This is a genomic window from Campylobacter concisus (assembly GCF_015679985.1).
In the GTDB taxonomy this organism is placed as follows: domain Bacteria; phylum Campylobacterota; class Campylobacteria; order Campylobacterales; family Campylobacteraceae; genus Campylobacter_A; species Campylobacter_A concisus_AC.
Map to the genome: position 1 here is coordinate 1,228,656 of NZ_CP049239.1, position 21,092 is coordinate 1,249,747.

Genomic DNA, 21,092 nt, shown 5'->3' on the forward strand with positions numbered 1-21,092 from the left:
TTTAAAACTTCAAATTAAAGCCAAGCTCGATCTTTTGTCCATCGACTATCAAAACATCATATCTGCCTGATCTTGTCGTAAAAAACTCGTTAAAGAGATTATAGACGCTTAAGTTTAGGCTGAAATTTTTAGTTACATTATAGTTTATGCCAAGATCTGCGATAACGTAAGCCCTCATATCATCAGCATAGCTAAATGAGTTTTTAGTTCTACCATAATAATTTATCTGTGACCAGAAATTTAGCCATCTATTTAGCTCATAATTTGCTCCAAATTTAAATGTATGAAGCGGATAGTTGTTTAAGCTTTTACCAACTTCTGATCCATCTTTTTGTTTTGATTTTGTATAAACATAGCTTTGATTTAACCTGAGAGCATTTGTCACCTGCCACTCATTTGTTAGCTCAACTCCATAAATTTCAGCTTTACCGATATTTATACTCTCCCAAATACCATTTGGATAAATTTTGCCTTTATGCCTGCAAACACTGCCTCTTGAGCATATAGGCCTGTAACTTAGCATATCTTTAAAACTTGTGTAAAAGCCAGTTAAAGACGTTTCAAAACCTTCATTGTTATTATAAACGCCACCAAATTCATAACTTACGCTTGTCTCTGGCTTAAGACTACTTCTACCAAGCTGTGCTCCACGTCCTCCGGCAAATGGCAAAGCAAGATCTTGCGTGCGCTGCTTGATATCAGGTGTCGCATAACCTGTGCTAACTCCGCCTTTTAGGGCAAAAAAGTCATTTAAGTTATAGATACCATAAATTCTTGGTGAAACGTGCGAACCATAGTTCTCATCGTAGTTATAGCGAATTCCTGTGCTTAAGATAAAGTCTTTTATAAGGCGATAATCATCTTCAGCATAGACCGAATAATCATACCTTTTTACATTCGCAGCGTCCGCTGTGGTTGCCTTTTCATCTAGCTTTTCTCTTTTAGCATTTATTCCTAATGTAAAGGCGTTATTATCAGTAAAATATGAGCCTTTTGTATCAAAATTTAGAGTCTTTAGCGTCAAATTTTGTTGAGCTGTCTCTTTTAGCTTGCCATAAGATAAATAGCTTTGAAGCAAGATATTGTCAAGCCTTGCTTCGTGGCTTAAATTTATCACATCGCCTTTTATTCTCTCGCTAGCAACTGAGTTAGTGCCAGTTGATAGTGTTTTGCCTTTAGTTCTTTTATATTTCACATCGCTTCTTGCAAGCTCAAGCGTAAGATCATTATTTTCATTTGGCTTCAAAAATAGCTTCGCACCAAAATTTCTATCCTTTTGCTCTCTGTTTGCATAAGAAATTTTATCTTCTGATTTATTTAAATTTTTACCATAAACAGAAACACTTAAAACATCATCAATTAGTCCAGAGTGCAAATAAAGGCTATTGTAAAGCTCACCGCTTATATTTTTATTTCTAGCAAATTTATAGCTTGAGCCAAGATTTGCGCCAAATTCATTGCTAAACTCATCTGTAATGATATTTATAACTCCGCCTAGCGCGTCACTTCCATAAAGCGAGCTCATAGGTCCACGTATCACTTCAATACGGCTTATCGCACTTGCTGGCGGAATGAAACTATATGAGCCTCCAACGCTTCTAAGCCCTTTATAGGCGTTATCGCCTGGTACTGGCATGCCATTTACTAAAATTTTAGTAAATCTTGGAGAGAATCCACGTATAGAAATTCCTCGTCTATTTGCCGCTTCGGGAGTCGTTCCAAAAAGACTTGGGATATCCTTTGTCATGCTCTCGATATCTTTGTGATTTTTCTTTTCTAATGCCTCTTTGGTTATAACGCTAAGCGTTGCTGGTGCGTCTTTGATATTTTGCTCAAATCCTGTCGCACTTACTACTTTAACTTCTGGTAGAACCTTATCTTCATTTGCAAAAAGCGGTAAATTTATAAAAATTGCCGCACAAATAGAAATTTTTAATGCACTTTTCACAAAAACTCCTTATAAAAATTTAATACACATTTTACTAAAATTAAATAATCGTTATCAATATCATACGTAACGCTAAAGGGATTAAATTTAACGCTTGAGGGATAAAATGATAAATTTAGACAAAAAATATGGAACGAGCAAAATATCTCAAAAGGAAAAACAAGTAAGCGTGGAGTTTTTCAAGCAAAGCAGTGGCATCAGCTATCTAAAAAGTGAAATTTTATGTAATGGTAGGATAAAAAGAGATCGTCACAAGTCTAAAAAATATCTATTTTTAATGTTTAATGAGGATAAAAATGATCTTTGCTTTAAGCTTGATAGAAAAGAGTATATTTTAAACAAAGATGAATTTTGCATTGGGCTTGTTAATGATGATTTTAAGGGTGTCTTTGAGTATCAAAATAAATTTTATAAGACAAAAACACTACTTTTTGACGAAAGCTATGCAAATAAGCTTGAGATATTTGCTGGGCTTAGATTTGATGATAAATTTGAGCTTTTGAAATACAAAAAAGATTTAGCTCAAATTTGCGTTTTAAATGAACTTGATACGACAAATTTATATGAAGGCGCGATGAGGGAAATTTTTACCGAATCAAAAATTTTAGAGCTTATTTACAAAAGTAAAATACGAAAAGAGAGCGAAATTTCACTTAGCAGTGACGAAGAAAAGACTCTTTTAAAGGCTAAAACGATCTTATTAAGTCGCATGCAAAATCCTCCAAGCATCAAGGAGCTATCCCATCTTTGTGGCACAAATGACTTTTGGCTAAAGAAAAATTTTAAGCTATTTTTCAAAGATACGATCTATCAACTCTTAGCAAAAGAGCGTCTAAAGCTGGCTTTTACTCTTTTAGAGCAAAATGATATCAGCATAAAAGAAGCCGCAAATATCGTAGGTTATACAAATACTGCACATTTTGCAAAAATTTTTAAGATAAATTTTGGCTTTTTGCCAAGCAAACTCTTAAAGACCAAAAGCTACTTTTAAACTGCTATAAATACCAAATTTCTTATAATCGCCAAAATTTTAAAAAGAGAGAAATTTGCAAGTTTATATCCACGTGCCATTTTGCGAAAGCAAATGTCCTTATTGTGCTTTTGGCTCAAGTGACGACGAATTTAACAAGGCTAGCGCCTATTTTAAGGCACTTTGCTTTGATCTAAATTTTCAGCTACAAAGCCAAAATGTAAAAGAAATCTCAACCATCTTTTTTGGTGGCGGCACACCAAGCGCGGTAAATGCTAAATTTTATGATGAAATTTTTAGCATTTTAATGCCTCTTTGCACACCAACAACCGAGATCACTCTCGAGGCAAATCCAAACTCAGCAAGCCTTACTTGGCTAAAACATGTTAAAAATTTAGGGGCAAATCGCATAAGCTTTGGTGCTCAAAGTTTTTTTGAAGATAAGCTTAAATTTCTTGGTCGCATTCACAGCAGGGAGCAAATTTTTAAAGCTATAGAAAATGCCCAGAAAGCTGGCTTTAGCAATATAAATTTAGACCTCATCTATGACACCAAATTTGACACTAAAAAGCGCCTTTTGGCTGAGGTTGAAAATTTAAAAAGTATTGCTATCACGCATCTAAGCGCCTACTCGCTCACTCTTGAAGAAAATACTCCATTTGCTGGTAAAAAAAGTTATAAAAAAGATAGCGACAGCCTGGCTAAATTTATGATAGAGCAAATTGGGCTTGCTGGCTTTGGGCAGTATGAAATTTCAAATTACGGGCAGATTTGCAAGCACAATCTTGGCTACTGGCAAGCCAAAAACTACCTTGGTGTAGGGGCTTACAGCGTGGGCTTCGTGGATGGCATCAGATACTACGCCAAAAACAGCATAGATGCCTACATCTCACAACCAACTTACAGAAAAAAAGAAATTTTAAGTCAAAGCGAGCTAGTAAGAGAGCATATATTTTTAGGGCTTAGAAGCATAGTTGGCGTGGAGGCTGGACGATTAAGTGAGGCTCAGAAAAAAAGGGCGAATCTACTTGTAGAAAATGAAAAACTACTCTTTAAAAATGGCAAATTTTACAATCCAAATTTCTTACTAAGCGACGAGATCGCACTCTTTATCGAGGGCTAAATTTATAAAATTTTGAGCAAAGTCAAGATAAAATACAAAGCTTAAATAAAATTTAATAGAGGCAAAAATGTTTGGAATGAGTTTTTCTGAAATCTTAGTTATCGCCATTATTGCAGTGTTAGTTTTAGGTCCTGACAAGCTGCCAAGCGCGATGGTTCAGATTGCAAAATTTCTAAAAATGTTTAAAAAAGGCATAAATGACGCAAAATCAACATTTGATCAAGAGATGAAGATAGCTGAGCTAAAAGAAGATGCTCAAAAATATAAAGAAAGCATAACTAAAAGCACGCAGAATGTGCGCAAAAAGCTTACTTTTGAAGAGCTTGACGAGATCAAGAAAAGCGCTACTGATATCACAAACGACATACAAAATGTCGTAAGCGACACGAAAAAAACGGTAGAAAATATACAAAATCCAACAAATTTAGTTAAAGATGCGATCTTAAACGATAAAAAAGAGGCGTAATGTTTGAAGAGCTAAGACCCCATTTAATCGAACTTAGAAAGAGACTTTTTATAAGCATAGTAAGCGTTTTTGTCTGCTTTGGCATCTGCTTTACGTTTTGGAACCCACTGCTTGCATGGATGAGCGAACCGCTAAAACAGGTATTGCCAGCTGGCTCAAATATCATATTTACTCAAATTCAAGAGCCATTTTTTACAGCAATGAAGGTTGCATTTTTTGCCGGTGTCGTGATCGCGCTACCTATCATTTTTTGGCAGTTTTGGCTATTTGTCGCCCCTGGACTTTATGACAATGAAAAAAAATATGTGATCCCATTTGTAATCTCAGCTTCATTTATGTTTGCGTGTGGGGCGGCGTTTTGTTACTACGTGGTGATTCCACTTGGCTTTGCATTTTTGGTAAATTTTGGTGGCCAGCTCTTTACGGCACTACCAAGCATTGGCGAGTATGTTGGCTTTTTTGCAAAACTACTAATTGGCTTTGGAATTTCATTTGAGCTACCAGTCATTACATTTTTCTTAGCAAAGATCGGACTTGTCGATGACAAGATGCTAAAAGATTACTTCAGATACGCTGTCGTTATCATCTTTATCTTTGCAGCTATCGTTACACCACCTGATGTGATAAGTCAAGTCTTAATGGCACTGCCACTCATCGGACTTTATGGAATTTCAATAATCGTCGCTAAAAGAGCTAACAAGAGCGACGATGAAGACGAAAAAGAAGAACAAGACAGCGACGTAGCAAGCGATGAGTAATATAAACGACATCTCAAGTTATGATTATTTTTTGCCAGAAGAGCTCATCGCAAAGGAGCCAGTTTTGCCAAAAGAAGAGGCAAGATTGCTTGTCTATTTTAAAAATACAAAAGAGATAAAACACTACAAATTTAAAGATCTCTCCAGCCTCATCCCAGAGGACGCAGCGGTCATTTTTAATAACACAAAAGTTATCAAAGCTCGCATTTTAGGACAAAAAGAAAGCGGTGGGGCTTGCGAAGTGATGCTAAATCAGCCCATAGGCGAGAATAAATTTAGTGTCTATATAAGAGGCAAAGTAAGCGCTGGTAGCGTTTTAAATTTTCCTGATAATCTAAAAGTAAATGTGCTTGAGCTAAATGACGATGGTACAAGGGTGGTAAATTTTTCGCAAAATGGCGTTTTGCTTGATAACGTTCGCCTTTTTAGTGAGCTTGAAAAGATCGGCCACGTCCCGCTTCCGCCATACATTAAAAGAGCTGATACAAAGGATGATGAGAGCTGGTATCAAAGCATATTTGCCAAAAATAGTGGCGCAGTGGCAGCTCCGACAGCTAGCCTTCATATAAGTGAACAAATGCTAGAGCAGATAAAAGCAAAGCATGAAGTCGCCTACATTACGCTCCACGTTGGCGCTGGGACATTTAAAGGCGTGGAGTGCCAAAATATAAATGACCATAAAATGCACTCAGAATTTTACGAGCTAAGCGAGCAAGCTCAAGAGATTATAAATTCTAATAAACCAATCCTTGGCGTTGGCACGACGGTTACTAGATGTGTTGAAGAATTTGCAAGAAGCAAGCAAGCAAATGGCTTTTGTAAGTTATTTTTAAACCTAAATAATAAACCAATTAGACAAAACTACCTTCTTACAAATTTTCATCTACCAAAATCAACTCTAATAATGCTAGTTACTAGCTTCATAGGGCTTGAAGAGACGATGAGAATTTATAAAACGGCAGTTGATGAAAAGTATAGATTTTACTCATACGGCGACGGGATGTTGATAATATGAAAGATAAACCTATCGATATCATAAACAGAATGGAAATTTTTCTTAGAGCCATATACCAAGATGCGCAAGACACTAAAAATTCCATCATTTTTAGTTACGATCCAAGTTATCCAAGGTTTTTAAAATTTGATGCTACAAATCTCATAAAAACACTTGAAAATATTTGCAAATTTTTCCTTTACTCTACCGAATATGCAGACATTTACATTCTTTTTCAGCTTAAAAATTATAGTCCCAAATCTGTACATTTTGACATTAAGATAAAATCTAGCCATAGCGTAATGAGGCCAAGCCACTACTATCTCAGCAAGATAAATAACTATCTAAAAAAAGCAAATGAATCTATAATCTCTCATAATGATGGAGAATTTTTAATATCTTTTAGCGCGGCACTAACAGGCGATAGAGCCATCCAAAGACAAATAAATATCAAAAATCAAACAAATACAAATATCTTAGTCGCTTGCGATGACGATGCTTTGTTTGACACCATTAGTGCTCAGATAAATTTTTTAGGTCTAAAAGTTATCGGCAAAAACGACCTTAGCAATCTAATGAGACATATAAAAGATTCTATTTTTACTCCATTTGTTATTTTTATCGATAGTAAAATTTTAAAAAATGAAGCGATGCTAGAAGATATACTTGAGTTTAAAAATATTAAAAATTTTCGTATTGTAGCCATTTGCAAAAACGATGAGTCGGCTAACGATCTGCCAAATCATGTCACAGTATTAAAGCAGCCCTTTAGCACAGATAGCTTTCAGCTAGCTTTTAAAAATTCGCTTGAGAAATAGACCGATTTTTACTTTTTAATTTATCCCAAGATATCTTTTTAAAATAATAGTGGCTGAAATGCTATCTAGCCTACCATCTCGTCTTGTATTGGTGTAAATTTCACTGGCTTCACTGCTACTAAAGGCTTCATCTTGATAGACAATATTTGCCTTTACATCAAGAAGTGAGACAAAATGCTCGATGCGTCTTCTCATCTCATCTTCACTACTACCGCCGATTGGCACACCCACTACTAGCGTATCTGGGGTATATTTATTTACCTTTTGGCTCACATCTCTTGCGGCTTGATTTCTATTTTTTCTAAGCACTGGCTCAAGCGGAGTCACGATCTCGCCAAAACCAAAGGCAAGTCCTATTCGCTTTAGCCCAACATCAATAGCCATAAATTTCTCTCTCATAGCACGCTCTTTACTCTTAGATTTGAAATTTCAACTAGCCCTTCAAGCTCGTACTCATAGATGATATCACCAAATTTTGTCAAAACTTCATCAAGACTTACGCCATTTTTACAAAATTTTAAGATCTCGTCACTAGTTTTTTCTTGCTCTTTTATCTCACCAAAAATTGAAACAAATTTATGATAGTCATCGATAAGCTCGGCTTTTTTATTTGCAAGCAAAAAATTTGTCCCATCGCTTTCGCCCATGCGCTGTGGCAGTACATAAACTGGAATTTTAAGCTCATTTGCAAGCCTTGCACTTTGCATAGAACCACTTTTAAGATCAGCTTGCGCGACAACCAGAGCTTCACAAAGCCCCACAACTATGCGGTTTCGCTCCAAAAATCTATAAGCAAGTGGTGGCTCGCCTTCGTCATACTCACTAAGAGCCAAGGCTTTTTCATAAATTTCATTTATCGGCGCTTTATTTTGGCTTGGATAGATGGTGTCAAGTCCGCTCGCAAAAATGCCAATCGTTCGTGGCATAGCAGCTTTATGAGCCGCGATATCCACGCCGATTGCTCCGCCACTTACCACACAGACGTTTGCACTTTTTAGTGCTGCACAAAGTGCTACAACACACTCTTTTGTATAAACACTTGCCTTTCTTGAGCCAACAACTGCGATCTTTGGTAAAGATAAAAGTGAAGTATCTCCGATAAAATTTAGCTGTTTTGGTGGATTTTTTAGTCTATTTAGTGGCTCTGGGATAAAGTCAAGTCTCATAAAATATCTTTTAAATAAACCACATCAACATCTTTTAAAAGATTATTTTTGCTCTCTTTTATCACTGCGATCGTATTTTTCTTTGGATGCCCGATGGCGATCGCATAGCCTCTTTTTTTAGCCAAATTTACAGCAGCCACAAGCTCACGTCTAACAGCACTAGCCGATGGATCGTCGTCTAAAAATATATCTCTTGAAATGTATGGCTGATTATGTTTTTTTGCAGCTCTTGCTACTGCGGTTTGAGCGATAGTTTTGCTGTCAACAAAGACAAAGCCCTGCTCTATCAGCGCCCTATAAGCCTTATCCATAGCATCAAAATCGCTTGTGAAGCGTGATCCTGTATGGTTGTTTGTATATTTTGCACGCGGGAAGTCTTTGCGTATCTTTTTTATCTTTTTGTGCATGCTCTCAAAACTCTCGTTGATCGTGAGAGTTCCTATCTCTGGGCTATCAAAGTGTTTTGCTTGCATCGGAAGATGTATCATGTAAAACTCAAATGTTCTTGCGATATTTGGCGTATCTGGATGAGTCTTTGTCGCTGGAAAAATAGACGGCGTAATTTTTAGGCCAAGCGACTTTATCATACTTGCATGTTCAAATGTCGCTACATCATCTATTATGATGACGAGCTTTGCGCGCCCTTTTACACTAGTATTTGGCGTAAAAGGTACCGCTTCAAAACTATCTTTTTTTATATTTTTTTCTTCGTATTTTGTTTTTTCTATCTTTTTGGTAGTTAAATTTTCAGCTTTTTTAGCTGGCTCGACTTTTATGTTCTCGTTTTTAAATTTCTCTTTTTTTTCTATTTCAGTACTTTTATTTTGATCGACTTTTACTTCAAAATTTTGAGATTTTAGCTCAGTTTTTTGTTCGATTTTTGAGCTATAAAATGACTCTATCTTTTGTTCATTTTCTATTACGCTAGGCTCTGTGTTTTTATAACTTGCAAGTAAATTTTTAGTATCGTTTTGCTCTTTTTTTATCTCTTCTTTTTTGGCTTCACTCTTTACTTCAGCTATCTTCTTTTGCTCTTTTGGCTCAGCTTTTGAATTTAAAGCAAGCTCACTTTTATGCTTAGGATCAGTAAAAATTTTACTTAAATTTTCATCTTCATCAAATTTTAGAGGGTATTTTCTCTTTTCGTATTCTTGTTTTTTCTCTTTACTGGCAACCTTTGGCTCAGCTTTTTTAGAAATTTGCTCCTCTACCTTTGGCTCATTTGCTTTACTTATCTGCTCTGTACCATTATTTTTTATACTAAGAGCTACGCTAAGTGCTATTATTAAAATAGCTGCGATAATGCCGATACCAAGATAGGTTTTGTTATTAGAGCGACCTGCACTCTTTTTTGTAGGTCGCTTCTTTGTAGTCTTTTTTTCGCTCAAGGCTTAGTTTTTATTTTGATCTATAAGTTTGCCGTTAGTTATCCAAGGCATCATTGCGCGAAGTTTTTTGCCAGTTTGATTTAGCAAACTTCTCTCAGCTATACCGCGCTCAGCGTTCATTCTAACATATCCTGCTTTTCTCTCTAGGATAAAGTCTTTTGCAAATTTGCCATTTTGAATCTCTTTTAAAACTTCCTTCATGGCTTTTCTACTCTCTTCACCAACCACTCTTACACCGCTTACATAATCACCGTATTCAGCGGTATTTGAGATAGAGTAGCGCATATCGGCCATGCCACCTTGATACATCAAATCAACGATTAATTTTAGCTCATGTAAGCATTCAAAATACGCCATCTCAGGCTCATAACCAGCCTCTACAAGCGTATCAAAACCAGCATTTACTAGCGCGCAAAGACCGCCACAAAGAACAGCTTGCTCACCAAACAAATCTGTTTCAGTTTCATCTTTAAATGTTGTCTCAATGATGCCAGTTCTACCGCCGCCTATACCGCAAGCATAGCTTAGAGCGATCTCTTTTGCCTTTCCACTTGCATTTTGCTCAACAGCGATAAGATCAGGTATGCCACCACCTCTTACAAATTCGCTTCTAACTGTATGTCCTGGAGCTTTTGGAGCGATCATGATGACATCTATATTTGCTGGAGCTTTGATTTGACCAAAATGAACATTAAAACCATGTCCAAATGCGATAGCAGCATGATCTTTTAAATTTGGCTCGATCTCATTTTTATAAATTTCTGCTTGAAGCTCATCTGGAGTTAAAATCATAACCACATCAGCGCCTTTTGTAGCTTCACTTACGGTTTTTACCTCAAAGCCTTTTGCTTCAGCTTTTGCCCAGCTTTTGCCACCTTTTGAAAGGCCAATTACAACGCTTACACCGTTATCTCTTAAATTTTCAGCATGTGCATGACCTTGTGAACCAAAGCCGATGATTGCTACTTTTTTACTTTGAATAAGGCTTAAATCGCAGTCTTTATCATAATAAACATTTATAGCCATTGTTACTCCTATTATTAAAATTTGGCAAAATTATAACTTTAGCCAGCAAAAATTCGGCTGAAATATATAGAAACTCTTTTTAAGTTTTATGATAATTTATTTTGATAAAATACGCTGAAATTTCAAAAAAAGAGATAACTCAATGAATGAATCAGTTTTTAAAAAAATCAAAGCACTTCCACCATTAGATGACACAGTTATACAAATTCAACGCTTACATGCGGATGAAAACAGCTCAATAAGTGATCTTACAAAAGTGGTCGAAAAGGATCCGATGCTAACAGCAAATATCTTGCGTTCAGCAAACTCTCCACTTTATGGGTTTTCTCAAGAGATCACAACCATAGCAAGAGCTATTTCTCTTTTTGGTATGGCTACCATTCGTGGTTTTGCACTTTCAAGTACGATTAAAAAGAGTTTTTCTATAAATTTAGAGCCTTATGGTATTACTACACAAGATTTTTTAAATATCTCAATAATACAAAATGCACTGATGTACAATTGGCATTCTAAAGTTAATCCTAAAAGTCTAGAAATTCTATCTCCAGCTTCATTTATGCTTGAGATTGGCAAGATAGTTCTTGCTCATGAATTAGCTGAAAATAAGCAAGACGTCGAATTTAGAGAAAAACTTAAAAATATATCTAGTCCAATTGATCTTGCTCTATTTGAAACAGAAATTTTAGATATGTCAAATGAAGAAGTTACAGCTAAAATTTTTGAACAATGGAACCTTGAGACAGAGCTTAGCAGCTCAATACTCTATTCAAATAATCCAGAAGAGGCACCAGATCATATAAAAGACTATGCAAAAGCCCTAAAAGTGATAAAAACAGCTGTAAATATTTTTAATCAACTTGATGATATAAGCATACAAAATACTCTACCTCTTCTTGACGAATACGGCTTTGGACATGATACGTTTTTAATGGCTGTCGCTAAAGTCAAAGATAATTTGTGAAAGAATTTCTAACATCACTACTAGTTGGCATCAAGGAAAAAGAAGTTTCAAACGAAGATAAAGAGATTTTACGAAATCTCTTAAATCTTGGTGCTGTAAGCTCTAATAAAGATAAATTTTACCTAAACAATGGCTACGTCTGCGGCAAGCTAGACATCAGTCAAAACGCAACTGGCTTTATCATGCCGTTTGATAAACGCTTCAAGCAAGATATCATTGTAGAAAATAAAAATTTAAACAACTCTCACCTTGGCGATATCGTGTTAGCAAAGCTTTTACCGCTTAAGAAAAAACGCCAAAGCGCTAAGATAGTGATGAGTCTAAAGCTTGCAAATGAGACAAGTGTGGTCTATACAAAACGCTTTGGAGCGGCCATTTTAGGAGTAAATTTAAAAACTGGACTAAGCACGACCTTAAAAGCGACGCAAAAAAGCCTAAAGATGCTCCCACTTAGGACGCTACTAAAGATAAATAACCTAAACAACGAGATAGTTGAGGTTTTAGGAAATTTAGAAGACCCATTAAGCGATGAGAAAATTTCGCTTGCTATTTATAATAAAAACGATAAATTTAGCGAGGCCTGCGAGCTTGAGGCAAAGGCTTTTGGCGACGAAGTCGATGCTAGCATGTATCCAAATAGAGTTGATCTAAGAAATTTAGAGTTTTGTACGATCGATCCAGTCGATGCCAAAGACTTTGACGATGCCATATATTTTGATGAGAAAAAGCGAGAAATTTATGTCGCAATCGCTGATGTAAGCGAGTATGTGACCGCATATAGCGCTATTGACAGCGAGGCTAAAAAAAGAGGCTTTTCTATCTACTTTCCGCACATTTCAGTGCCGATGTTGCCACGCGCGCTAAGTGAAAATATCTGCTCGCTAAAGCCAGATGTGCCGCGCCTTGCATTTTGCTTTAAAATTTCACTTGATGCGAATAATGAGGTAAAAAAAGAGGAGCTTTTTGAAGCGATCATCCTTTCAAAAAGGCGCTTTAACTACGACGAGATCGATGAAATTTTAGAAGGCAAAAGAGAGTGTGAAATTTCATGGGTCAAGCTACTTTTTAAACTTACCACAAAGCTTCGCAAAAAAAGGCTTTTGCATGCATTTGAATTTAGGACAAAAGAGCTGAGAATGAGTCTTGATGAAGAGGGTCAAATTTTACAAACTAGATTTGAAAGCGACTCTGACTCACATAGACTTGTCGAGGACTGCATGCTTTTAGCGAACAAAGCTGCCGCAAAGCTCATCACAAAAGGCGTTTTTAGAAACCATGCTTCGCCTGATTTTAAAAAGATAGATACATTACTTGAAGATTTGCAACTTTTGGGGCTTGACTTTACTTATGAAAACGATCTTGCAAATTTAATAAGAAAAGTACAGCTAAAAGCCGATGAACTTGGTAACCGCGAAGAGATAGATAAGCTCATCATCAAGTCTCAAAAAAAAGCTGAGTACTCAAGTGAAAATTTAGGTCACTTTGGGCTTGGATTTGATAGATACACGCACTTTACAAGCCCTATTAGACGCTATTCTGATCTCATTTTACACAGACTTTTAAAGGCTAAAATTTCAAAAGATGACAAGCTTTACAACTTTTTGCTTTTAAACATCCAAAGCACCTGCGCAAATTTAAGCGAGCTTGAAAGAGAGGCCGACAAGGTAGCCTACGACTTTATGGATAGGAAATTTGCACGCTGGGCAGCCGCAAACATCGGCAAAGAGGTGCGCTGCTATGTGAGCGAAAACCAAAATGTCTTGGTTGCTAAGCTTGATGATTATTTTGTCGGAGCTAGGATTTTTATAACAGGATACAGCGCAAATTTACTTCAAAAGCTTGTCGTAAAGATCACAGAGGCCGACATCGCAAGTGCTAAAATTTTTGCAAAAGTGGTAAGAAAGATCGATGTATAGAAAAGATTTGGAGCTAAATTTAGCAAATGCAAATTTGAGCAACTACTTCTTGCTTTTTGGGGCGGATGAGTTTCAGATCGAACTTTTTGGTAAGGAAATTTTGAGCTTTTACTCAAGCGAAGATGCAAATCTATTAAGCCTTTATTTTGACGAGTACAACTACGCGCAAGCAAGCTCTCATCTAAGCGAGCAGTCGCTTTTTGGTGGCAAAAACATCCTATATGTAAAAAGCGACAAAAAGATCCCAGCAAAAGAGCTAAAAGAGCTCATCTCGCTTTGTTCAAAAAGCCAGGACAGCTACTTTTTGTTTGAGCTTTATGAGTCCGATATGAAACTAGTTTTTGATACACAAAAGACTTTTGGGACAAATTTTGCTAGATTTTTCAAGCCCTCAACTCCAGATGAAGCGATAAATTTGCTAGCTAAAAGCGCAGCTAAAATTGGTCTAAACATAACCAAAAACGCACTTTACGAGCTTTACTTTACGCATAATGAAAATTTATACCTTGCAGCAAGCGAGCTAACAAAGCTAAAGAGCCTAAACACACACATCGAACAAGATGATGTAAAAAGGCTAGTTTTTGGACTTGGCGGGATAAATTTTGATGATTTTTTTAACAAATTTATGGCTCTAAAAGACATAAAAAACGACTTTTTTACCTATCTAGAAGATCCAAATTTTAATGAAATTTTACTTCTAAATTCGCTTTACAAAGCATTTTTTAGACTATTTAAAATTTACTCTTATATAAAGATAAATGGCCGATTAAATTTAGATGAGGCAATTGGTTATCAACCGCCTGTAAATGTCGCAAATTTATTAAAAGCAAATAGTCTAAAACTAAATTTAAACGCCTATTTAGAGATATTTAAAACGCTAAATTTAGCCGAGTTAGAGCTAAAAACAAATACAAAAATGGATAAAGAAATTTTTGTATTATCAACTATTTTAAATTTACAACACCTCATATCAACAGCAAATATTAAGTAACTTTAAGCTAAAATCCACCCTTGCTTAATGCAAAATCCTTGCTCACAAAGTGAGCTAAATATCCATAAGGAGAAGAAATGAAACATTACGAGCTTTTATTTATTCTTAAGCCGACACTAACGGAAGAGGAAGTTAAAGCTAAAGTTGACTTCGTAAAAGAAGTTATAACAAAAAATGGCGGCGAAATCGCTACTGTCGTTGAGATGGGCACTAGAAAACTAGCTTATACCATCAAAAAATATGAGCGTGGAACATATTTTGTTATCTATTACAAAGCACCACCAGCACTTCTTGCAGAGCTTACAAGAAATGTAAGGATCACTGAAGATATCATAAGATTTTTAAGCGTTAAATATGAAAATAAACGCGAAATCGCAGCTTGGGAAAGACTTTGCAAAGGTATCAAACAAACTATAAAAAAAGAGCCTCGTGAGCCAAGAGCACCGCGTGAGCCAAGAGTTGAAAAAGTAGACGAGCAAACTTTTACAGAAGAATAATCAAGGATCAAAAATGTTCAATAAAGTAGTACTGGTTGGGAATTTAACAAGAGATATCGAGCTAAGATACACTACTAGTGGATCTGCTATAGGAAATTCCGGTATTGCTGTTACTAGAAAATTTAATACTAACGGCGAAAAACGTGAAGAGACATGCTTTATTGACATATCGTTCTTTGGCAAATCAGCTGAGATAGCAAATCAATATTTAAGCAAAGGCTCCAAGCTTCTGGTTGAAGGAAGATTAAAATTTGATCAATGGACCGACAATAACGGACAAAACCGTTCAAAGCACTCAATCGTAGTTGAAAATATGGAGATGCTTGGCGGAAATAGCGGAGCTAATGGACAAAGTCAAGGTGGATTTAATCAAAATAGTTCGTACTCACAACAACGAAATAATGGTTCAAATAATAGCTATGGTAATGGTGGATATCAAAATTCAGCATCACAAAGACAGCAAATGCAACCACAAAATAAAAAAGTACAAGAAGAGTACTATGAGGAAAAAATCCCTGATATAAACATTGACGCCGATAATTTTGATGGCGACAACGAAATACCGTTTTAATTTAAAGGATAGAAAATGGCAGAAAAAAGAAAATATTCACGTAAATATTGCAAATTTACAGAAGCAAAAATTGATTTTATAGATTATAAAGATACTTCTCTTTTAAAGTATTGTTTATCAGAGAGATTTAAAATCATGCCAAGACGTTTAACTGGCACATCAAAAAGACATCAAGAGATGGTAGAAAAAGCGATCAAAAGAGCTCGTCATGCAGCTATTATACCTTACATAGTAGATCGCAAAGATGTAGTTTCAAATCCTTTTGATGGACTATAATTAATTAACTTATTAAGCCCCTATTAACGGGGTTTAATCCTAATCCTAAATATCCTAGATTTATATTCTTACAGATTTTTATTTATTGAACACAGTTCAAAATATTTTTCAAGTACTATCTATAATTTTGATTTAACTTGCACGAGGTAAATAGAATTTATTCAAGTAGACATCTCAAATATATACTGTCTTTAAACAACTCTTTAGTTCAAAAATAACTTATTTAGCCATATGTGCAATCAATGTCGTCGATTTACCACAATTCTTACTATTATGAATCACACATCATCTATCGTATAGCAATAGCTATTCACATGAGGCTAAAAAGTAAGATGCTTAATATAGAAGAACTTTACAATAAAAACATATCTTAGTAAATCCAATATTCATCCATTTGGTGTCCGCATATCTTACAAATGGCCTTTATTATGTATTTTTTATTTTAAAAATTTACCAATGTCAAATCAGCTTAACCGTACAATTAATATTAGCCAAAAACAAATTTTAAACATCCTTTTCTTGACATGTAATAATGTTTTTTGTATAATCTCAATTCTTTTTTAAACAAATGTCTTGCTAGCTCAGTCGGTAGAGCATCTCACTTTTAATGAGGGGGCCGTTGGTTCGAATCCAACGCAGGACACCATTTTTGGGTTTATGACCCTTTCGTCTAGTGGCTCAGGACTCTACTTTCTCTGTGTAGAAACAGAGGTTCAAATCCTCTAAGGGTCGCCAGATATTTTTTAAATTTTAGGTCGCTTAGCTCAGTTGGTAGAGCGCCACCCTTACAAGGTGGATGTCATAAGTTCGAGTCTTATAGCGACCACCATTTTAGGTGCAGCGGTAGTTCAGTTGGTTAGAATGCCGCCCTGTCACGGCGGAGGTCGCGGGTTCGAGCCCCGTCCGCTGCGCCATCATTTATTCTTTAACTTCCATTTTTCCCAGTTATTGTTATTCTTAAAAATAGTGAATTTTATTAAAAATTTATATTTTAAAATTTTACATATAAAATAAATTGAGAAATAAAATCTAAGTTATCACCACTAAATCGCATATATTTAAAAATAAATCTTTTACTAAAATTTCTAGATAATTGATACAAGATAAATCAAAAATTAATATTTTTATCTCTAAGTTATCAAAAAATCAATATAATCGTAAAAATTTAATAAGGGAAATTTATGGCATTTGAAAATGTATTAAAAGCGATTGAAGATATAAAAAATGGCAAAATGGTAATTATGGTCGATGACGAAGACCGTGAGAATGAAGGAGACTTGGTCTTTTCGGCGGCAAGCAGCGATATGCAAAAGGTAAATTTTGCAATCACTCATGCAAAAGGTGTGCTTTGCCTTGCAATGGATGAAGCAAACGCAAAAAGACTTGATTTGCCGCTAATGGTTTCTAAAAATACATCTAGTCACGAAACCGCATTTACTGTCACAATTGACGCAAAGGAAGCAACGACAGGCGTAAGTGCTTATGAGCGAGATATGACGATTAGACTTGCTGCTAGTATTGATTCAGTGCCTGAAAATTTTGTAAGGCCTGGGCATATATTTCCGCTTATTGCAAAAAAAGGTGGCGTCCTCGTTCGTACAGGTCACACTGAAGGATCAGTTGATCTTTGCAAACTCGCTGGCGTTAGCCCAATGGCAGCGATTTGTGAGATCGTAAAAGAAGATGGCACAATGGCAAGACGTGATTATTTGGAAGAATTCTGTAAAAAATTTAACCTAAATATGATAAGCGTTTCTGAATTAGTAGAATACAGACTTAGTCACGAAAGCTTAATAGAAGTTTCGCCTGCAAAGAGTGTAAAAATCTGTGGTTTTGAAGCAAAAAGATATGACATAAAAGATCACGAAAATAAAAATCACGCTGCCTATGTTTTCGGAGAGATAAAAGCGCAAACTAATGTAAAATTTCAAAAAATAAGCAAAGACCATGAGCTTTTAAGCGGAGATAAATTTGATAATTTATTAAAGGCATTGGATTTTTTAAGTAAAAATGGCGGAGTGTTGCTATTTTTAGACAGCAATAAAAGCGATACAAGCTCGCAAAAAGATTATGGCATTGGGGCACAAATTTTAAAGTATTTTGGCATAAGTGAAATTGAGCTTTTAAGCTCAAATAAAAATAAAGAATTTGTAAGCCTTGCAGGTTTTGGTCTTGATATAAAAGGCTATAAAGAAATTTAATTTTGTCACGTTCTATTTAATGCGGATATTAATCATCCTAGTAGCAAAATTCTTCACTTGGGAAAATTTTGCCTTTTACATCATTTGCGTAGGATTGCACACTCTTTCTTACAATATCCGCTCCATCAAGATAGTGTTTTACAAATTTTGGTTTAAAGTCTTCAAAAAAACCAAGCATATCAGACCACACAAGCACTTGTCCATCGACATTTACCCCAGACCCAATGCCAATAACTGGTATATGAACTTGCTTTGTTATCTCGCTAGCCACACTACTCATCGTACCTTCAAGCAAGATACCAAATGTTCCAGCTTGCTCGAACGCCAAAGCCTCGTCAATTAGTTTTTTTGCCTCGATCTCGCTTCTGCCTTTTATCTTATAACCGCCTTCAAATTTATAAAACTGAGGCTTTAAACCAATGTGAGCCATAACATTTATGCCCTCTTCACAAAGGCGCTTCACTAAATTTACTTGGTGCATGCCAACTTCGAGCTTTACCGCATCGGCATTTGTCTGTTTGAAAAATTTCATCGCATTTTTTATCGCTTGCTTTTCATTTGTGTAACTACCAAATGGCATATCAGCCATGATAAAAGTATTTTTAGCTCCGTTACAAACAGCCTTTGTATGATAAAGCATGGTATTCATGTCCGCACTTATCGTGCTTTCTTGCATATTAAAACTCATATTTAAGCTATCGCCAACCAAAATAATATCAGCATAATCATTAAAAAGCTTAGCAAATAACGCATCATAGGCTGTTATCATTACAATAGGGTCAATGCCTTTTTTGTTTTTTATATCATTTATGCTTAATTTTTTCTTCTGAGTTTTTTCATTTTTCATTGCAAGCTCCAAGGATTTTACCTAAAAGGCTAACAATTTTATCAAATTTTTGCTACAATTACGCCAATTTCTTAAGGACATAAAAATGGGTATATTAAAAAGGCTTGAAATAGATTACTCTTATGACATAGTTGAAGAATTTTTATCTCACTATGCTTTAATGTGCGATTTACTCGAGCCTTTGATAATAAATTTAGGAAGAGCTGATAAATATAAAGATAGTATCTTAGAGCTTACTAGGATTTTTCATAATATTAAATCAGCAGCAGGATTCATGCATCTTGATCCGATATTAAAGCTTACAACTTTAGCTGAAGAGATAGCTCAAGAAGCAAGAAGTCTAAAAGGGCCAGCAAATGATAAATTTATAGATTGGTTACTACTTATTAGCGATCAGTTTAATAAATATAAAGATGATGTAGAGAACGATTTTGAATATTTTAGCGTTCTTGAGCCAAAAATCATTGATGTGCCTGCAAAACTTAACTAAATAATTCACTAACCATTTTATTTTTTGGGAGCGACTTGGCTTCGACAGGAGCAGAGTGTGTACGGTGGCACGTCGCTTTGAGCAAAGCGTAAAAAGCTCAAATTAAATTTAAACGCAAACAACGTTAATTTCGCTCCTGCTTACGCTAAAGCTGCGTAAGTTCAGTTGAGCCTTGCTTAGTCTAATTCTAGCTAGGACAAAAGCAAGTAATTTAGCTAGAGTAGGCTCGCAAAGTGACTGCTTGCTAGCTGAAATTTTAGTCTTAGTCTAAATTTTGGTTTTGGAAAGTGAGCCTTTTTAGATGAAATTTTCACTTTTGCTAAGCGTGTAGAGGCTGTATGCATTTTGTTTTTGGACAGGGGTTCGATCCCCCTCGCTTCCACCATTTTTATCTAAAATACAAATAAAAATTTTATTAAATAGCTTAAATTAAAAAAGCTCTTCTGACTCAAAATAATTTTGTGAAATATTTCGCTCTTTTTCATTAGTATTTACATGAAGCACATAATAGCCTATCTGTGTGTTGCTAGCATCTATTAGTGGTACCACGCAAAAGTAGTGCGTTTTATAAACGTAAAATTCATATTCTTTAAAATTAATATCACGCAAAAAACCTACTATGTTTAAATTTGCACTGCTTAAATTTTCGATGTAATAATCATTTAAAATTTGATCACTTGGAATGCTTTTACGAGATGGCATCTTGTCTTTTGCCAAAAGAACAAATAGATCAATTCCTTGCTTTTTAAAATAATTTCCAAGTGAGTCAAAATTTAACAAAACCTCGATGTTACCAATAATTTTACCATCACGTATTACGTTTGAGACAGCCCTTATATGTGTTCCAGCATACCACGCCTCGATGCCAACCATGGGCTTGTTTTGATGCCTTGACTCTTGCACTAAAAACCTACTACTAGCGATCATATCGCCATATCTGTTTAGATCCCAACTCCTTACATAGCTTTTTAGATCTTTATCATAAATATGAAGCTTAATGTTGTTATACATCGAAGCTGCGCCAAGGGTTTTGGTTAAATTTTCGATATTTTTTATACATTCATCGCGACTTTGCCCTAGCAAGCACGTTTGTATAGACTCATTTTGAGCAAGCAAGATAGAGATCGCCATTGATGAAAATTTCTCATCATCTATGCTTTTATTAAGCTGTTTTACCTGATAATCAAAAAAGACTCGCATATTATTTTGCATCTTTTCAGCCATATAAGAGCTATAAAGAAAATAAAAAAGCCCTCCAAGCACTATAATAAAGATAAAAATGATATAGACATTAAAATATTTTTTATATTTATTCAAAACTAGCCCTTAACTTTTCTTCTAAAAATTTTGCAAATTTATCAAATTCTGGCAACACAAGCTCGCTTTTTCTCTTAGCAGCTGCCCACACACTATCTGGAAAAAATGCGTCATCACTAAATCTAGCAATAACATGAATATGCACGTGTGGTACGTAGTTTCCAAAGCTTGCGATGTTTATCTTAGTTGGTTTATAAAACTCAAGCATCGCCTTTTCAGCCACCAGCATCGCCTCAAAAAGCCTTGCCCTACTCGCTTCATCGCAATCGCTTAGCTCACGAAATGGCTTAATGGTAAAAATTTTTATCCATGGAAGTTCATTGTCTTCACGCTCGATTTTTATAAATTTATCTTCATAGATCATATTT

Annotated in this window: 22 protein-coding genes, 4 tRNA genes and 1 other RNA gene; 19 read left to right on the plus strand and 8 right to left on the minus strand. The window is 35.4% G+C overall.

All coding sequences use genetic code 11. From position 1 onward, the window contains the following. Position 1: 1 nt before the first annotated feature. Entirely contained in the window at positions 2-1,948 is a 1,947-nt protein-coding gene (locus G5B98_RS06255) for a TonB-dependent receptor domain-containing protein (protein WP_196086375.1), read from the minus strand. A 106-nt stretch (positions 1,949-2,054) separates the two neighbouring features. On the opposite strand from G5B98_RS06255, the gene G5B98_RS06260 reads away from it, so the two are divergent. The 6 genes from G5B98_RS06260 (at position 2,055) to G5B98_RS06285 (ending at position 7,077) form a co-directional block, all read left to right on the plus strand. Continuing rightward, complete coding sequence (locus tag G5B98_RS06260; RefSeq protein WP_196086376.1) at positions 2,055-2,939, plus strand: helix-turn-helix domain-containing protein; 885 nt, start codon at positions 2,055-2,057, stop codon at positions 2,937-2,939. Between the two features lie 55 nt (positions 2,940-2,994). Continuing rightward, positions 2,995-4,041: a radical SAM family heme chaperone HemW gene (gene hemW, locus G5B98_RS06265; RefSeq protein ID WP_196086377.1), complete on the plus strand. Its 1,047-nt coding sequence runs from the start codon at positions 2,995-2,997 to the stop codon at positions 4,039-4,041. Positions 4,042-4,108: 67 nt separating this feature from the next. Then, entirely contained in the window at positions 4,109-4,507 is a 399-nt protein-coding gene (tatB, locus tag G5B98_RS06270) for a Sec-independent protein translocase protein TatB (RefSeq protein WP_107793709.1), read from the plus strand. Beyond that, complete coding sequence (tatC, locus tag G5B98_RS06275) at positions 4,507-5,265, plus strand: twin-arginine translocase subunit TatC (RefSeq protein ID WP_021091515.1); 759 nt, start codon at positions 4,507-4,509, stop codon at positions 5,263-5,265. Before tatB ends, tatC begins: the two co-directional genes overlap by 1 nt. Next, complete coding sequence (queA, locus tag G5B98_RS06280; protein WP_196086378.1) at positions 5,258-6,280, plus strand: tRNA preQ1(34) S-adenosylmethionine ribosyltransferase-isomerase QueA; 1,023 nt, start codon at positions 5,258-5,260, stop codon at positions 6,278-6,280. The genes tatC and queA overlap by 8 nt, the downstream gene beginning before the upstream one ends. Then, positions 6,277-7,077 carry a hypothetical protein gene (locus G5B98_RS06285; protein WP_196086379.1) on the plus strand — a complete coding sequence of 267 codons (801 nt, stop codon included), beginning with the start codon at positions 6,277-6,279 and terminating at the stop codon, positions 7,075-7,077. Before queA ends, G5B98_RS06285 begins: the two co-directional genes overlap by 4 nt. A gap of 15 nt (positions 7,078-7,092) precedes the next feature. On the opposite strand, the gene ruvX is transcribed toward G5B98_RS06285, so the two are convergent. The 4 genes from ruvX to ilvC are packed head-to-tail and all read right to left on the minus strand — an operon-like array spanning position 7,093 to position 10,657. Continuing rightward, entirely contained in the window at positions 7,093-7,476 is a 384-nt protein-coding gene (ruvX, locus tag G5B98_RS06290) for a Holliday junction resolvase RuvX (RefSeq protein WP_196086380.1), read from the minus strand. Beyond that, entirely contained in the window at positions 7,473-8,243 is a 771-nt protein-coding gene (locus G5B98_RS06295; RefSeq protein ID WP_196086381.1) for a DNA-processing protein DprA, read from the minus strand. The genes ruvX and G5B98_RS06295 overlap by 4 nt, the downstream gene beginning before the upstream one ends. Continuing rightward, positions 8,240-9,631, minus strand: coding sequence for a divergent polysaccharide deacetylase family protein (locus tag G5B98_RS06300; protein ID WP_196086382.1), 1,392 nt, complete (start codon positions 9,629-9,631; stop codon positions 8,240-8,242). The genes G5B98_RS06295 and G5B98_RS06300 overlap by 4 nt, the downstream gene beginning before the upstream one ends. Before the next feature lie 3 nt (positions 9,632-9,634). Then, positions 9,635-10,657 carry a ketol-acid reductoisomerase gene (gene ilvC, locus G5B98_RS06305; RefSeq protein WP_054196937.1) on the minus strand — a complete coding sequence of 341 codons (1,023 nt, stop codon included), beginning with the start codon at positions 10,655-10,657 and terminating at the stop codon, positions 9,635-9,637. Positions 10,658-10,799: 142 nt separating this feature from the next. Here ilvC and G5B98_RS06310 point away from each other — a divergent pair, with 142 nt between their 5' ends. The 11 genes from G5B98_RS06310 (at position 10,800) to G5B98_RS06360 (ending at position 18,070) form a co-directional block, all read left to right on the plus strand. After that, positions 10,800-11,618 (plus strand): HDOD domain-containing protein, encoded by an 819-nt coding sequence (locus G5B98_RS06310; RefSeq protein WP_021091523.1) that lies wholly within the window; start codon positions 10,800-10,802, stop codon positions 11,616-11,618. After that, positions 11,615-13,534 carry an RNB domain-containing ribonuclease gene (locus G5B98_RS06315; protein ID WP_196086383.1) on the plus strand — a complete coding sequence of 640 codons (1,920 nt, stop codon included), beginning with the start codon at positions 11,615-11,617 and terminating at the stop codon, positions 13,532-13,534. The genes G5B98_RS06310 and G5B98_RS06315 overlap by 4 nt, the downstream gene beginning before the upstream one ends. Continuing rightward, complete coding sequence (gene holA, locus G5B98_RS06320; RefSeq protein ID WP_196086384.1) at positions 13,527-14,525, plus strand: DNA polymerase III subunit delta; 999 nt, start codon at positions 13,527-13,529, stop codon at positions 14,523-14,525. The genes G5B98_RS06315 and holA overlap by 8 nt, the downstream gene beginning before the upstream one ends. Positions 14,526-14,602: 77 nt before the next feature. Then, positions 14,603-15,022 carry a 30S ribosomal protein S6 gene (gene rpsF, locus G5B98_RS06325; RefSeq protein WP_021091458.1) on the plus strand — a complete coding sequence of 140 codons (420 nt, stop codon included), beginning with the start codon at positions 14,603-14,605 and terminating at the stop codon, positions 15,020-15,022. 13 nt (positions 15,023-15,035) lie between these two features. Then, entirely contained in the window at positions 15,036-15,593 is a 558-nt protein-coding gene (locus tag G5B98_RS06330; RefSeq protein ID WP_103579918.1) for a single-stranded DNA-binding protein, read from the plus strand. 15 nt (positions 15,594-15,608) lie between these two features. Continuing rightward, positions 15,609-15,869 (plus strand): 30S ribosomal protein S18, encoded by a 261-nt coding sequence (gene rpsR / locus G5B98_RS06335; protein WP_021091467.1) that lies wholly within the window; start codon positions 15,609-15,611, stop codon positions 15,867-15,869. Positions 15,870-16,439: 570 nt separating this feature from the next. Next, a tRNA-Lys gene (locus tag G5B98_RS06340) sits at positions 16,440-16,515 on the plus strand. A 13-nt stretch (positions 16,516-16,528) separates the two neighbouring features. Then, positions 16,529-16,604, plus strand: a tRNA-Glu gene (locus G5B98_RS06345). Between the two features lie 18 nt (positions 16,605-16,622). Beyond that, positions 16,623-16,698 (plus strand) — tRNA-Val (locus tag G5B98_RS06350). 8 nt (positions 16,699-16,706) lie between these two features. Then, positions 16,707-16,783, plus strand: a tRNA-Asp gene (locus G5B98_RS06355). 267 nt (positions 16,784-17,050) lie between these two features. Further along, positions 17,051-18,070, plus strand: coding sequence for a bifunctional 3,4-dihydroxy-2-butanone 4-phosphate synthase/GTP cyclohydrolase II (locus tag G5B98_RS06360; protein WP_196086385.1), 1,020 nt, complete (start codon positions 17,051-17,053; stop codon positions 18,068-18,070). A 37-nt stretch (positions 18,071-18,107) separates the two neighbouring features. On the opposite strand, the gene panB is transcribed toward G5B98_RS06360, so the two are convergent. Beyond that, a complete protein-coding gene (gene panB / locus G5B98_RS06365) occupies positions 18,108-18,917 on the minus strand; it encodes a 3-methyl-2-oxobutanoate hydroxymethyltransferase (RefSeq protein WP_196086386.1) in 810 nt (269 codons plus the stop codon). Positions 18,918-19,002: 85 nt separating this feature from the next. Here panB and G5B98_RS06370 point away from each other — a divergent pair, with 85 nt between their 5' ends. Then, on the plus strand, positions 19,003-19,407 hold the full coding sequence (locus G5B98_RS06370) for a phosphorelay protein (RefSeq protein ID WP_084042130.1): 405 nt from the start codon (positions 19,003-19,005) through the stop codon (positions 19,405-19,407). Positions 19,408-19,433: 26 nt separating this feature from the next. Then, positions 19,434-19,792: a transfer-messenger RNA gene (gene ssrA / locus G5B98_RS06375) on the plus strand. Between the two features lie 44 nt (positions 19,793-19,836). On the opposite strand, the gene G5B98_RS06380 is transcribed toward ssrA, so the two are convergent. Beyond that, positions 19,837-20,631, minus strand: coding sequence for a cache domain-containing protein (locus G5B98_RS06380; RefSeq protein WP_232525359.1), 795 nt, complete (start codon positions 20,629-20,631; stop codon positions 19,837-19,839). Between the two features lie 85 nt (positions 20,632-20,716). Beyond that, positions 20,717-21,088, minus strand: a complete 372-nt coding sequence (locus G5B98_RS06385) for an HIT family protein (protein ID WP_087579025.1) — start codon at positions 21,086-21,088, stop codon at positions 20,717-20,719. Between the last annotated feature and the right edge of the window lie 4 nt (positions 21,089-21,092).